The sequence below is a fragment of the Rhizobium sp. NZLR1 genome (assembly GCF_017357385.1).
In the GTDB taxonomy this organism is placed as follows: domain Bacteria; phylum Pseudomonadota; class Alphaproteobacteria; order Rhizobiales; family Rhizobiaceae; genus Rhizobium.
This window is the reverse complement of the sequence record NZ_CP071632.1, coordinates 664,278-678,577: the sequence shown is the minus strand read 5'-3', so window position 1 is coordinate 678,577 and position 14,300 is coordinate 664,278. Positions and strand designations below refer to the sequence as shown.

Sequence of the window (14,300 nt, the reverse complement as noted above, 5' to 3'; positions counted from 1 at the left end):
CCTGATTGCTAATTCTTCCCGACGCCGCAGGCGGCGTGATAGTCGGCGAGACTGTTCATCACTCTCCAGATCAGAACCTCATCCGGATCGAGCGGCGCGTCTGCAAAATCCTGCGCGGCCGGCATATACTGCCAAAACAATGGCAGCGGGACGGATTGCCCTCGAAGGGCCCTGCACAGGCGCCGGACGGCATCTTGCGCTTCAGCCGACGCCCAATAATAGCGGATGCGGTCAGACAGCGAGTAATGCCGCAACCAACACATCTCGGCTTTTGTCCCGTGGTAATGGCGGCTCCAATTGCCCGGCTGATCGAGCATCAGCGCTTCCATCGCCGCATAGAGCGGACGCTGGCCGTAGTCGGGCAAGAGGTCCGAAGCGATCGCGTCGAGCGCGTAGAGCGCTTCACGCAGGACGAAGGTCAACTCGGGACCGACCTTCAGAATGGGGAACCCGTCCTTCACCAGCGCGGTCAACGGCCTAGTCCGCTGATAATCCGTCGAGTGGGCCTCGAACACAAATTGCGGCTCGTCGATGAGCACCGATTTCAGGCCGTCTATCTTGCTGCGGTCGTAGAAGATGACATTCTGATTGCCGAACTCGACGCCCGGCTGAACGACCAGCCCGATCGCCCGTCCAAACGCTTGCCCGAGGCCAGCCTCGGCAAAGATCCGGCGGTGGACTTCGATCGTCTTCAGCGCCGCCGCGGCGGCCGTCGGCTCGATCGTCGTCAGGGCATGGTCGGCCCCGCCTGGCGGCGGCACTTCGGTGCCGATGACGTAAACCGGCATTGCGCCGCCGGTGTTTTTGGCCGAAGCCTCGGCGACCGCGGCAAGCCGGGCGGCGCGATGGGCGGTGGTTTCGTCGTCAAGCGCCGTCGGCTCGCCCTTGCAGCCCATCGAGGCGTCGAGGTGAATTTTGCGGAATCCGGCGTCGACATAGGCGGCAACCATCTTCTCCGCCTCGGCCATGGCCTCTTCCGCCGGGCGGTCGCGCCAGGGATTGGGGCCGAGGTGATCGCCACCGAGAACGATCAGTTTTTCGGGGCAACCCTCCTCCGCCGCGATCGTCATGACGAGGGACGCGAAGTCGCTTGGCGTCATCCCGGTATAGCCGCCGAGATGATTGACCTGGTTGCAGGTCGCTTCGATCAGCACGGTGCTCTCCTGTTGCCGCCCGTGTCGGAGCGCAGCTCGAAGCACGATCGGATGGGCGGAGCACACGGAGGTCACGCCTCTCGGGTGGCCTTCGATCCTCTGCCTGGCCAGTTCGTTGAGATGCACCTGCATTACCGCCGCCTTTCCGTTGAAGCGATAAACGCATCGAGTTCTGAGCGGCTGCCGGCGCCTTCCATCGGACCCAGCACCATGACGTTGCGGGCGCCGGCGGCCGAGGCATAGGTCAGAGCCTGCTGCGGAGACATTCCGAGCCGCCGGCAGGTGAGATAGGCACCGCCGAAGCAGTCGCCGGCGCCCGTAGGGTCGACCTCCCGAACGACAAAGGCCGGAGCATCGACGCGGTCTCCCTGGCTGCCGAAGTAGGTCGCGCCGTCGGCTCCGCGCTTCAGCACGATCTCCTTGACGCCAATCTCGAACAGGCGCCCGATCGCTTCTGCCTCGCCTTCGACACCTGCGGCACGCTCGAGCTCCTCTCCGGAAGGCAGAAGCAGATCGGCGGCGGCGACAAGCTTGGAAAACCGGCGCTCGGTGTCCTCGTCCAGCTTCAGCTCTTTGCGAAGGTTCGGATCCACCGACAGCGTTCCCCCGCGCGCCTTGACGATGTCGACCGCCTTGTCGATCACCGCGCGCGCACTCGGAACCGACAGGGCGGAGCCCATCACGTGAAGATGTCCGCTCCGGTCAATGAGATTGCCGACCAATTCAGACCAGCCGAAGCGCGCGGCGGCCGAGGTGGCGATGTTGTAGACGAAATCTCTGGAGCCATCCTTCCGGTAACGAACGAAGGCGCTTCCCGTCGGATAGTCCGGATCAATCGAGATCGCCGAAACATCGACGCCGTCGCGTTTGAGGCGATCGGTATTGACGCAGCCGAAATCGTCATCGCCGACGGCGCCCACCATTGCCGCCTTACCGCCGAGGCGGCCGCACTGCGAAATGAAGATCGCCGGCGCTCCGCTCGCAAACGGACCGACGAGCGGCTGGGCTTCGAGGAACCCGTCTCCAACCGTCGTGGCGACGATCTCCACGAGGATCTCCCCCACGCAAACCGTGGGACCAAGCGCGTCCGGAGCCAGTATTGAAGCCATTTGCAATCCTGCTTTCGATCCCTGTTGTCGTTAACTCATCGCCGATGGGACCGGCACACCGTCCTCGCTGCCGAACTCCTCGCTTTCCAGCGACAGAAAGCGCCGGTGCAACATGCATGCCGCCCCGAAGGCCGAACGAAACTCCGCATCATCGTCCACGACGATCTCCGGCGTGGGGAAAGCGATGTTCTGGCCTTCCGACATATGGACCGCTACGCGGGCAGCCACCATCGGGTAGAGGGATGCAACGGAGCCGCCGAGTACGATCCTGTCCGGGTCGAGCAGACGACAGGCCTGCAGCAATGCATATGCGAGATGGCGCGACCAGGTTTCGGCGATATTGACCGCGGCCGGGACGCGATCACGAACGCCGCCAAGGAAATCCTGCAGATCCGCGTCGTCGCGTCCAATAGCCTCGCGATACTGCTTGATGAGCACCTCGCGACCGATCAGTTGTTCAAGCTTCTGACCGCCGCTTCCCGGCACCAGGGTGTGGCCGATTTCTCCCGCCAGACCGTGGCCGCCACGAAACAGCTTGCCATCGATCATGATGCCGCCGCCGACGCCCGTTTCCATCAGCAGAAACAGGGTCACCCCTGCGACGCCGTGACGATAGCTGTCGCCGATCGCAAACGCATTGGCATCGTTTTCGACCGCGATCGGCACGGCGGCCGGGAAGGCTGACCGGGCAATCTCTTTCAACGGCACGTCTCGCCAGCCGATGATCGGCGCCAGCGTGACAAACCCATCCGGACGGACGTGGGACGGCGTCGATAGGCCCAAGCCTTTGCACCTGTCGATCATCCTCTTAGCCATTGCGCCGATAATCAGTTCGATACCCTGCGCCACGGCCTCCTCCACCGTCGAAGACGGTGTGTCGAACGCCATTTTCCGACATGCCCGAACCTCGGCGGAGAGGTCGACAACCACAGCCGATATATGTTCGACGCCGATCTCGATCCCGACGAAGAATGCAGCATCCGGAACCAGTTCGAGCATGATACCGGGACGACCGGCACGGGAATGCTCCAGGCGCTGCTTGCCGCTCTCCTCCGACTCCTGAACGAATCCGCCCTCCGTCAGTTCGGCGACGATCTCTCCCGAGGATGAGCGGTTCATGCCGAGCTTGCGGGCGAGGTCGGCCCGGCTGAGGCTTCGGTGGGCGTAAATCGTCTGCAAGGCGGCGACGATATTGTTCTGCCGGATCCTGCGCGGCGAACTTCCGATGGAGACGGTGTCGTTCATATTTCAGTTCCCTCCAAGTCGCCCAACCCTTACACGACTGGAACAGGCTGTCAGAAGGATATTCAGGGCCGCGCGCTTGTGGCGCGGCGACGCTTGGCCTCGTCATATTTCAGCTCGATGTAGCGCTTCGCGTGCGCCGCAAGCAAATCATTATCCTCCCAGGTATCGCGCCAGATCGCGCAGGCGAGCGACAGGCCTTCATCGACAACCGTCGTCGAGAAGCTCTCGAACACGACGTCGCCGTTGTAACCGATGTCGAGCAGCGCGTCGAAGATCAGATCGAAGTTGATGACGCCGTCTCCGAGATAGCCGCGATTGCTTTCGCCGATGTGGAAGTAACCGATCTTATCGCCGGCAAGACGGATCGCGGCGGCCGGATTGGCTTCTTCGATGTTCATGTGGAACGTGTCGAGATGGAGACGGACATGCTGCGATCCTGTCTCGGAGATGAACTTGAGCCCTTGCGCCGTGGTATTCAGCAGGTTCGTCTCGAACCGGTTGACTACCTCCAGCACCAGGTCGACGTTCGCCTGCCTGGCGACTTCGCCGGTCGCGGCGATCGCGGCGACGCTGTTGTCCCAGCCCTTCTTCGTCGGCTGGCGATTGTACTTGGTGTGCGCGGAATAAAGAATCCCGCCGAGCTTGTTGCCGCCGATATCGCGGACCGCACGAACGGCGTCGGCCAGCGTCTGCTTGCCGGCGGACACCGCAGAAGCATCCTCGCTCGATACGTCTTTGTCGAGCGGCAGGCCCATGGTCACGCCAATCTCCAGATCGAGAGATTGTGCAAGCTTTGCCAGTCGATCGAGATTGAATTTCTCGGGGCGCAGATAGGCAAGTTCGATGGTGCGATATCCGTGTTCCGCCGTCTTGTTGAGGGCCATTTCCAGGCCTTCCTGCGTTTGGCCGCCTGTCCATACAAATGAATGGATACCCAATCGACGCATAGGTTTTTCCTCCACGATATGCCAGTGATTTCGCCCAGTGCTATGCCATTTAGTTTGGCAAGACAACAAATAAATTTCGACACGCTCCTTTTATTGCCTCGCAAAATTACTTTGCAATGCAGCATTTTATGCCCATTGCCATCGCCTCACATTCGCTGGGGAAATTTGTTCCTGCGAAAATCAATGGGATAGACCATCTATTTGCATGGTTAGACAACAAATGTTGCGCTGTCAGTTTTTTTGGCCTACACAAAGCACCGGCGAAATGATCTCGCTGCTATCTGGGAGGATTGGAAATGCACTATGCTTTGAAGGCTAGCGCGCTTGCGCTGACGCTCGGCCTCGCGACGACCGCTTCGCCGGCCTGGGCTGACTTCTGGTCCGACGCCGGCGCAAAATTCAAGGGTGTGACACTGCACGGCGTCACCGAAAGCACCCCGCCATCGAACTACATCAAGAACGTGCTCGCTCCGGAATTCGAAAAGAAGACCGGCATCAAGGTCGAAATCGAGACGACGTCCTGGGATCAGATGTACGACAAGGCCATCAAGGACATGGAAGCCAAGACCGGCATCTATGACATGGTCTATATCGAGCAGGACATCATCTACTCCTATCTGGCCAGGAATTTCCTCGTCGACATCACCAAGACGCTGAAGGATCAGCCGGATCTGAAGGCGCCGACCTACGACGACTCGAATTTCACCAGCTTCTCCGACTACTTCAAGGATGCGAGTGGCGATCTCTTCGGCACTCCGATGGAAGCTTTTCTGAAGACATATCTCTATCGCAAGGACCTTTTCGACGATCCGAAGATCAAGGAGGCCTTCAAGAAGGAAACCGGCAAGGACCTGAAGCCGGCGACCACACACGAGGAATACACTCAGATCGCCGAATTCTTCACGAAGTACGGCAAGGACAATGGCATGGAGCTCTGGGGCACGACCGCTCAAGCCCATACGGGCCATCCGGCGTCGTGGTATGAATTCTTCGAGTCCATCGTACCGACGTTCGGCGTCTACAATTGGGGCATCGACGCCAAGAACAACTATGCGGCGACGGTCGAACACGGCGGCACGATGAACGGCGACAAGGCGAAGGCCGCGTTGAAGTATTGGCTGCACCTGCGCGACATCGCTCCGCCTGAATCGACGCAGTCGACCTGGACGGAAACCGCAACGACCTTCGCCGCCGGCCGTGTCGCCCAGGGGCTCATCTACGGTGAGAATGCTGCGTGGATTGCAAGCGATCCCGCGCAGTCGAAGGTTGTGGGACAGGTCGGATTCGCTCTGCCGCCGCTCGAGCCAGGCGTGTTGGACGATGCGAAAGCCGGAAAGGGCTACATCGGCTACTACGATGGCGGCGCCTTCGGCGTGCCGATCACGTCGAAGAACAAGGAAGCATCGCTGCTGTTCCTCGAATTCATCGGCCAGAACGAAGTGCAGCCCGACTGGGCCATCGCCGCACCACGCATCACCAACAAGGCGACGTTCGACGATCCGAAGGTGAAGGAGATGGATATCAAGCTCGGCGGCTTCTACACGATGCTGAAGGACGAGGGCAAACTCTTCGCCGGCGCTCCTCCCTACCCCTTCCATGCGCAGGTGCGTGAAGCGACCGCTCCGATCTTCTACGACATCCTGACCGGCAAGATCGCTCCCGATGAAGGCCTCGACCAGATGGCGGCCAAGGCCGAAGAGGAACTGACATCGCTCGGCTATCGCAAATAAACATCCTCCCCAACTGACGGGTCGTGTCCTACGACCCGTCATCTTTCGCTCCGGGATGGGGCGGACGTCGACACAACGTTCATGGGGGATAGGCGATGCATTCACAGAAGCTCGGGTGGCTGTTGCTGTCACCGACCATCGTGATCCTGGGGCTGTTCGGGATCTTTCCGTTCATCTACGTCCTCTGGGTCTCGTTCCATGCATGGAACCCGTTCGCAGCCAACCCGGGCATGGTCTTCAACTGGGCTGACAACTATCGGCGGCTCGTCTTCGATCCCCAATTCCTGGCCTCGCTCGGCATCACCCTCACATTCGTCTTCTTCGCGGTCGTGTCGGAGCTGGTCCTTGGCTACATCCTCGCCCAGGCGCTGCTGAAGGACTTTCCCGGGAAAGCGGTGTTTCGCACGATCCACACCCTGCCGCTGATCATGGCGCCGATCATCGTCGGTTCCGTCTGGAAGCTGATGACCACACCGTCCATCGGCATCATTCCCTATCTTCTCAGGAGTTGGTTCGGCTACGATCTGAACATCGGCCAGAGTGCTGCCGCGGCCTTCACCGTCACGGTGATCATGGACATCTGGCACTGGACGCCGCTCGTCACCCTCTCGCTGATCGCCGCACTGGTCTCGCTTCCGTCAGACCCGTTCGAGCAGGCGCAGATTGACGGCGCGGGCAAGAGCCAGATCTTCTGGCACATAACGCTCCCCTTGATCCGCCCGGCCCTGCTCGCCACGGTGTTCATCAGGCTGATGGACGCGCTACGCACCGTCGACGAAGTGCTGATGCTGACCGGAGGCGGCCCGGGTTCATCGACACGCTACATCGGTGTCCATATCTTCAAGGAAGTCTTCCCCAAGACGAATTACGGCTACGGTTCGGCGATCTCCGTCATCGTCCTATACCTGACGATCGTCGTCTGCTGGCTGCTCTACGTCGGCTTGATTGCGCCCCGCGTGAAGAGAGGTTGACGCGATGAAGACCCAGAACCCCTGGCTTCCGGTCGTACTTTGGACCTTGATAAGCCTAGCGACCCTTTTCCCGATCTACTGGCTGTTCGTGATATCGGTGAAACAGCCCTTCGATCTGTTCTCGACGCCCGATGTTATTCTCCGCAGCTTCTTCTGGAAGAACTACCAGGACGTGCTCACAAATCCGACCTTGCGCGGATACATGCTGAACTCGATGATCATTTCGTCAGGCAACGCGCTGCTCGTCACGACGCTCGGCTTTTTTGCCTGCTACGCGCTGACACGCTTCGACCTCGCCGGCAAGGAGAGCATCTTCTTCTGGACGATCACCAATCGCATGGCGCCTCCGGCGGTCTTCCTCCTGCCACTTTTCCTGCTGTTGACGCAGGTCTACAGGATCGGCGACTTCTCGCTCGCCGATTCCCGGCTGGGCATGATCCTGGTCTACTGCTCCTTCAACCTTCCCTTCGCCATCTGGACGCTACGCCCGACCGTAGAGGGAATTCCGAAGGAGTTGGACGAGGCGGCCTATATGGATGGCGCCAGCCCATGGACCGTCCTCTACGACATCGTCTTTCCTTTGGCGCGGCCCGGACTTGCAGTGACGCTGATCCTGACCTGGGTATTTGCGTGGAACGAATACCTGCTCGCCGCGACGCTCACCAACTTCAATGCGCGGACACTGACCACCGGCCTGTCGGAATACGTGACGACCACGGGGACGGCCTGGGGCATCATGGCCGCGATCTCAATGCTGACACTGGTTCCGGCGCTCATCGTCTTTTCGGTGGTGCAACGTCACATCGTTGCCGGCCTGACCTTCGGCGCAGTGAAAGGATGAAGCAATGACGTCTCAATCAGGAAATAACGAACGCAAGCCGGGATTTCTGCCGATCGAAACGAACTGGTTCGACCGGCTCTTCATCTCGGTGGTGATCTGGGTCGCGCTCTCGCTGTTCTGGATGAGGTTCATCGAGCCGTTCGGGCCTTCGGTATGGTTCGCGGCGGCAATCTCGGCAGTCCTCGGCATTTACGTCGTCTGGAAGGGATGAGCCGATGAGTAACACCACAGAGACACAAGCCGCGCTGCTTTAGGGAGGAATGACATTGGCAAACGTACAGGTTAGCGACGTCACCAAAAAGTATGGCGCGCTTCAGGTCATGCACGGCGTCAGCGTCGACATCGAGGACGGCGAATTCGTCGTGCTGGTCGGGCCCTCCGGATGCGGCAAGTCTACCCTGCTGCGGATGATCGCCGGTCTCGAGACCGTCAGCAGCGGCGACATCCGGATCGGCGGCCGTGTCGTCACCAACGCTCCTCCGAAGGAGCGCGACATCGCGATGGTCTTCCAGAGCTACGCGCTCTATCCCCACAAGACGGTCGCCGAGAACATGGGTTTTCCGCTGAAGATGGCCAAGCGCCCCAAGGCGGAGATCGACGAGAAGGTCGGCAGGGCGGCCGAGATTCTCGACCTGACGCGCTATCTCGACCGCTATCCGAAGCAATTGTCGGGTGGGCAGCGTCAACGCGTGGCGATGGGCCGTGCTATCGTCCGCGATCCGAAGGTCTTCCTGTTCGACGAGCCGTTGTCGAACCTCGACGCCAAACTTCGCGTCACCATGCGCGTCGAGATCAAGGAGCTTCACCAGCGGCTGAAGACCACCACCGTCTACGTCACCCACGATCAGATCGAGGCGATGACGATGGCCAACAAGATCGTCGTGATGCGCGACGGCAGGGTCGAGCAGATCGGCAAGCCGCTCGATCTTTACGACTTCCCGGTCAACCTCTTCGTCGCCGGCTTCATCGGCAGCCCATCGATGAATCTTCTTCAGGGCCGCGTCGCCACCCGCGACGGCAGGAAGTTTGTCGTCACCGACCAAGGTGTCGCCCTTCCCATGGAAAACACCAAGGTGGATGAAGGAAGGGCCGTGACCTACGGCATCCGACCGGAGCATATCACCATCGGCGACGACGGCGTTCCGGTAGAGGTATCGGTGTTCGAGCCCACGGGTTCGGAGACATTGATCTTCGGCCGCGTCGGAGGCGTGCCCATCGACGCGTTGATCCGCGAGCGCATCGAGGTAGATCCCGGACGGACGATGTACTTCCACATCGATCCCCGACGTGCACATATCTTCGATCGGGAAACGGGCCAGAGACTGTGAGGGAGACCACCATGGACTTCAAAGGAAAAACCGTCATCGTTACCGGTGCCGGAAAAGGCATCGGACGCGAAATTGCGAGGATGCTCATCGAGCGTGGTGCTGAGGTCGTCGCTCTGACCCGCAGTGCGAGCGACGTCGACCTGCTGCGAGAGGAACCCGGCTGCCGCGCCATACAGGTCGATCTCGCGGACGCCGATGCGACCAGGGAGGCGGCGATCGCGGCCCTTCCGGCAGATTTCCTCGTCAACTGCGCCGGCACAACCGAACTGCAGCCTTTCCTGGATACGACAGTCGAAGCATTCGACCGTCTTGTTGCGGTCAACACGCGTGCTCCGATGATCGTGGCGCAGGAATATGCTCGTTCGCTGATTAAGGAGGGCCGCAAGGGCGCCATCGTCAATGTCTCATCGGTCGCGTCGTTTATCGGCATCCCCGACCACGCTGCATATTGTGCGTCGAAGGGTGGATTGGACGGCTTGACGCGTGTCATGGCAAAGGAACTTGGGCCGCACGGCATACGCGCGAACGGCGTCCACCCAACGGTGACGCTGACGCCAATGGCGGTGAAGGCATGGAGCGATCCCGACAAGGCCGCCGGGATGAAGCAGCGAATTCCCGTCGGCCGCTTCGCCGAGCCGAGCGATATTGCCGACGTCGTTCTTTTCCTGCTCTCAGATCAGGCTGCGATGGTGAACGGGATATCGATGCCGGTGGACGGCGGCTTCATGATTGCGTGACGTCGACGGCGCCGCTCGTCTTTTCAGGGATCTACTGCACCAATCGGCGCAACTGGTCCTGATCAACAAAATGATCCGTCACGCCGGCCTCTTTATCCGGATGACTGAAAACAAGACCGTCGGAATCCTCAAGCTCCAGGGCTTGCTCCGTATTCATAATCCCGAGCGGCTGGCGCTCATACTCGGACTCGAGCGCCGCCTCGACGATGGCTTTCTTCTTGCGCATATTCATGTCCTCCGTTGCTCAATGGATAACGGATGGCCGGACTCGCAGTTCCCATTAGGGATTCACGATATAAGACCGGGTGAAACGAACGCTCGCATACACCACGGCCGCCGCGCGGGCGGTGGTGTTTCCCTGGTGTAGACGCTTTCGTTGAGACAGCTCCCGGTACTGGCGACACTGCCTAATTCGGCAAGGCGTCACGCCCGTCGGCGGCTCTTTGAACCAAACGGGCAACCACTTCAGTGCGGTTCTGCGCCTGCAGCTTGCGCATGATGTGTTGCACATGCATCTTTACCGTATGCCCCGACAAATTGAGTTTTCCTGCAATTACCTTATTTGAGCATCCGCATTGCAACTCTGCGAGGACATCCGCTTCGCGAGGAGTGAAATCGGCAATCGCCAAGTACTGCGTCCGATCATCCAATCTTTTTTCAGCCTCGTTTCTGGCCGGACTATGCTCGTTTGAGCCGTTTGTGACCGCTCCCAAAAGCTGCGGGAAAAAGGTTCCTCCTGCCAGAACGAGACCAAGACCGGCAAGGGCAATGTCAACGGGAAGTGAAGTCGAGAAAAAGCCGCGGATGCCCACCTTGAGCGCTTGACGCGCTATGATGGCGTCATCCGTACCTGAGAGCAACGTGATAGGAGCCTCAGGAAAACGTGCCGTAATCGCCGCGAGGTCATCACGCAGGCTGGAGCTCTCAACACCTCTGCCGGCCAGATCCAATGCAATCAAACGCACCTCGGCTCCAAGTGCTCGATCGAGACTCTCGGTCGAGATCAAATCGATAAAGTTCCAGCCGGCGAATTCACGCTCAAGAAGCTTCACTACGGTCGTGCGCGCCAGTGTAGAATGCCCAACGATGATCACAGTTGGTGCATTGCGCCCCATACGGCGCTTAATTCCAGCACTGTCGGACACTTGCGTGCTCCCCAGAATATTTGCAACCAACAGGCATTCATACTATGCCTGTTCTCACTACATGTCATGATAAAAAGAGAGTCTATTGTCGATATCGACAGTCAGATCTCTCATGATAATTCTTATAGCTAAGATTTCATCGAGAGATGACTGGGGCCTGCAGAGCACATTGAAGAGCTTGTTCATGATGACATGCAGGTTCGACTTGTCGCTTCAGACTTACCAGTCTTCTCCGAGTTCACGTACGGCAAGCAGGTCAACAGAGCTTTCAAAGGCGCTGAAAAGGCAACGTATCTAATGAAGATCCATTCAGAAAAGATCTACTTGATATAACTAGATTCCGATCAGCTTGGCTTTGTTACCATATCTCAATTCAAAATTGTCGCAGACCCGAAAGCAAAACAGCAAACGCGAAAAGCAACAGACGGCCAAGATCACCGACTACCCATTATGATTACTAAATGATTCGGCTCTATCGATGCATTATTACCCAGTTGGGCATCGTTTTCACTTAGGCAGCATCGCGCCGGCACCGGCCAGATGCCGGACAGAGGTCACGGCCTCTGACGGCCGAATCGGCGACAATGCGGATGCGATCATGGTGGATTGTTCGGCATCCCAGTGAGCCGGCCGTTCGGGGGTCATGTCGGATGCAGGTGGGGAGCTATCCGCTAGCGAGCATGTCGCGCAAAAAGTTTTGCGATAACGACATGCGTAAAACCAACGACCTCAAGCGCGAGGAGCGAAACTGAAAGATCGCGGCGCGCTCTAGCTATGCATGAAGCTCAGAATGTCGTCCACGAGAGCGGAATGGGCGTCGGTGAGGTTACCGTCTCCGCCGTGGCCTGCGATGCCGGCCAATTGAAGCGCATGCTGATCATAGAGAACATGATCGATCTGTTGGGCGTCCGCCGTCCCACCGGCGGGAACGGCAATGTTGATGGGATGGAAATAGCCGACATTGACGTCGACCATGCTGCCGGTTGACGATCCGTCGCCGCCACCGCCACCCGCATGGTTGCCGGTGAAGATCGTGTCCGACGACAGGTTGAAGCCACCGCCGTTGCCGCCGATGCCGGCGATCTGCACAGTGCCCTGATCGAAAATGACATTGTTTGTCTGATGAGCCTCCGCCGAGCCGCCTGCGGCGCCGATGGCGATGTTGATCGGCGAGAAGATGGCTATACTTATGTCGACCATGCTGCCGACGAAATATCCATCGCCGCCGTGGCCCGCATAAAAGTCGCCGGTCAATGTCAGCGCCGTTCCCGGGCTCATCGACGAGCCATGGCTCGCGACGTTATGGTCTCCGCCCGAGCCGCCCATGCCGCCGATCTGGGTTGCGCCCTGCAGAAACAAAGCATTGTTCGATTGCTCGGCGTGCGCCTCCGCGCCAGGGCCCGCAGCCACAGCGGTATTCACGGGGGCAAACAGCGCGACTTCGGTGCTTACGAGTCCACCGTAGAAGACGCCATCTCCCCCAGTGCCGGCATGATTGGCGCCATCGCCGCTGCCCACGGCAACATTGCCGCTTCCGCCATTCCCGCCTATCCCGGCCATTTCGGTGGGATGCTGATTGATGAGCGCATCGTTGCCCTGGAAAGCGTCGGCGCTCGAATGAGGTCCCGCAATAGCGGCATTGGACGGCATGAAGACGGCCAACGCGTTGCTGCTGATCACGCCTTCGCTTATCCCGTCACCGCCGCTGCCGGCTGAATTGGAGCTCGAACCGGAAGCAACATCCAATGGAAGCCAGGTCGGCACCAGCGCCAGATGCCCCGCGGCCAGACTGGAGGCGAGGTTTTGATCGGTGCCCGCTTTGGGCGAATCTTCCAAGAAGGGACGAATTTCCGTCATTGCCGTCTCCATCCGCGGTCAACCGCACGTCCGCCAAGCGTGTCGCGCATGTAGCCTGAATTATTCAGCCATTGTGCCTCTGAAGTTAAGAAAAGCAGAGCCTGCAATTCGTCTACATCCCGTCGGCTAGGTCTATAGCCATTTGGCTATCATGGCCGTAACGCCCCGTTGTGCAGGTTTGACAGCACTCAACCCGCCTTCGGGCTAGAGTCCTGCATTGGCCTCCGTTTTCGTGGCGGGTTGATTTTTCTCGCCCCAAACAGAATCTCCTCCGCCAAGCGCAGCCTGGTCAGGACCTCGGAATACGGCCGGTTCGCTTCGGCGGCCGTTTGGGAAAAACGACGTCGCTTCGACGAGGCCGCAGACATGATCATGCTCATCCCATCCGGCGCAAGATCACCAAATACCAATCCAAAATAACGCTCCGCCACCTCCAAGCATACGCCCGAAGGAATGTCGCCGAATATCTAGATAGTACGCAGATTGAATCGCGGGCAATATTCGCCTGCGGCTGTATTGTCTGGCGGTGACATACTAATACCCACGCCGTAGGGGGAACGCCGTAGAATTAAAACGGACGAACCAAAGTAGAAGGAGTGACTGAAATGCCTATCCCACAAATATCTGACACGATTCACCTTAATCACCCAGATGCAGGTGACGCGAATGCCGGCAACGGCGGTGATGGCCACAATAATGGGAATATTGACTACAACCCGGTTGCATATGTAGACCCCGTGCAAACGGTCGACGGGGCATCTACCCATCTGCACAACGGCGATCACGTTTGGCAGACGGCAGATTGGGACGCCGGCAATGGCGGACCCGGTGGCTTTACCCAGGCCCAGAACGGCTTCCTGGCGGCAATCTCAAACAGCGGCGCCGGCGGCGCGGGGGGAGATTCCGACTCCAACGGCAGTCAAGGAAACTCAAGCGGCCACGACACGGCTGCGGTGGCTGCGGCTACGACCGCGACACAATATACGCAGCTCGTGGCCGATCAGCATGCCACCATTCTCGCAGGCGTCGGCGGTAACGGCGGCAACGGGAACTACGCTCTGGGCGGCGACATCTCGTCAGCATTGGTTCACACCAATCCAGAAACGACGACGGTGCACAATGATCTCGATCATTTCATAAACGCCTTCGGCCATATCGATGTCAGCCATCTTGGCTCATGAACTCATCTCCCTTGAGGGTCGCTCGTTTCGACTGGCGACCCTCAGGCTTACTGAA

At 59.2% G+C, this 14,300-nt stretch carries 14 protein-coding genes; 7 read left to right on the top strand and 7 right to left on the bottom strand.

The genetic code is table 11. The annotated features are described in order from the left end of the window. Positions 1-8: 8 nt before the first annotated feature. The 4 genes from J3O30_RS03400 to J3O30_RS03385 all read right to left on the bottom strand — a co-directional run bounded on the left by J3O30_RS03400 (position 9) and on the right by J3O30_RS03385 (position 4,455). On the bottom strand, positions 9-1,286 hold the full coding sequence (locus J3O30_RS03400; RefSeq protein ID WP_207582884.1) for a D-tagatose-bisphosphate aldolase, class II, non-catalytic subunit: 1,278 nt from the start codon (positions 1,284-1,286) through the stop codon (positions 9-11). Then, the gene (locus J3O30_RS03395; RefSeq protein WP_207582883.1) at positions 1,286-2,263 is read right to left on the bottom strand and encodes a sugar kinase; all 978 of its coding nucleotides are present in this window, start codon (positions 2,261-2,263) and stop codon (positions 1,286-1,288) included. Before J3O30_RS03395 ends, J3O30_RS03400 begins: the two co-directional genes overlap by 1 nt. A gap of 30 nt (positions 2,264-2,293) precedes the next feature. Then, entirely contained in the window at positions 2,294-3,508 is a 1,215-nt protein-coding gene (locus J3O30_RS03390; RefSeq protein ID WP_207582882.1) for an ROK family transcriptional regulator, read from the bottom strand. A 62-nt stretch (positions 3,509-3,570) separates the two neighbouring features. Then, complete coding sequence (locus J3O30_RS03385; RefSeq protein ID WP_207582881.1) at positions 3,571-4,455, bottom strand: sugar phosphate isomerase/epimerase; 885 nt, start codon at positions 4,453-4,455, stop codon at positions 3,571-3,573. A 296-nt stretch (positions 4,456-4,751) separates the two neighbouring features. Between J3O30_RS03385 and J3O30_RS03380 the strand changes: the two genes are divergently transcribed. From J3O30_RS03380 to J3O30_RS03355, 6 genes are all read left to right on the top strand, one after another. Then, positions 4,752-6,185: an extracellular solute-binding protein gene (locus J3O30_RS03380; RefSeq protein ID WP_207582880.1), complete on the top strand. Its 1,434-nt coding sequence runs from the start codon at positions 4,752-4,754 to the stop codon at positions 6,183-6,185. A 95-nt stretch (positions 6,186-6,280) separates the two neighbouring features. Beyond that, on the top strand, positions 6,281-7,156 hold the full coding sequence (locus J3O30_RS03375) for a sugar ABC transporter permease (protein WP_007633420.1): 876 nt from the start codon (positions 6,281-6,283) through the stop codon (positions 7,154-7,156). A 4-nt stretch (positions 7,157-7,160) separates the two neighbouring features. After that, positions 7,161-7,997, top strand: coding sequence for a carbohydrate ABC transporter permease (locus tag J3O30_RS03370; protein ID WP_207582879.1), 837 nt, complete (start codon positions 7,161-7,163; stop codon positions 7,995-7,997). 4 nt (positions 7,998-8,001) lie between these two features. Then, positions 8,002-8,208, top strand: coding sequence for a DUF2160 family membrane protein (locus J3O30_RS03365; protein ID WP_207582878.1), 207 nt, complete (start codon positions 8,002-8,004; stop codon positions 8,206-8,208). A gap of 55 nt (positions 8,209-8,263) precedes the next feature. Then, entirely contained in the window at positions 8,264-9,325 is a 1,062-nt protein-coding gene (gene ugpC / locus J3O30_RS03360; protein ID WP_207582877.1) for a sn-glycerol-3-phosphate ABC transporter ATP-binding protein UgpC, read from the top strand. 11 nt (positions 9,326-9,336) lie between these two features. Further along, positions 9,337-10,062, top strand: coding sequence for an SDR family oxidoreductase (locus J3O30_RS03355; RefSeq protein WP_207582876.1), 726 nt, complete (start codon positions 9,337-9,339; stop codon positions 10,060-10,062). Between the two features lie 31 nt (positions 10,063-10,093). Here the strand turns inward: J3O30_RS03355 and J3O30_RS03350 are convergent, their stop codons facing one another. From J3O30_RS03350 to J3O30_RS03340, 3 genes are all read right to left on the bottom strand, one after another. Beyond that, positions 10,094-10,294 carry a hypothetical protein gene (locus J3O30_RS03350; RefSeq protein ID WP_207582875.1) on the bottom strand — a complete coding sequence of 67 codons (201 nt, stop codon included), beginning with the start codon at positions 10,292-10,294 and terminating at the stop codon, positions 10,094-10,096. Between the two features lie 175 nt (positions 10,295-10,469). Continuing rightward, the gene (locus J3O30_RS03345; RefSeq protein ID WP_207584251.1) at positions 10,470-11,177 is read right to left on the bottom strand and encodes a response regulator transcription factor; all 708 of its coding nucleotides are present in this window, start codon (positions 11,175-11,177) and stop codon (positions 10,470-10,472) included. A gap of 798 nt (positions 11,178-11,975) precedes the next feature. Continuing rightward, positions 11,976-13,064 (bottom strand): hypothetical protein, encoded by a 1,089-nt coding sequence (locus J3O30_RS03340; protein ID WP_207582874.1) that lies wholly within the window; start codon positions 13,062-13,064, stop codon positions 11,976-11,978. Positions 13,065-13,669: 605 nt separating this feature from the next. Between J3O30_RS03340 and J3O30_RS03335 the strand changes: the two genes are divergently transcribed. Continuing rightward, a complete protein-coding gene (locus J3O30_RS03335) occupies positions 13,670-14,245 on the top strand; it encodes a PE-PGRS family protein (RefSeq protein ID WP_207582873.1) in 576 nt (191 codons plus the stop codon). Positions 14,246-14,300 lie beyond the last annotated feature (55 nt).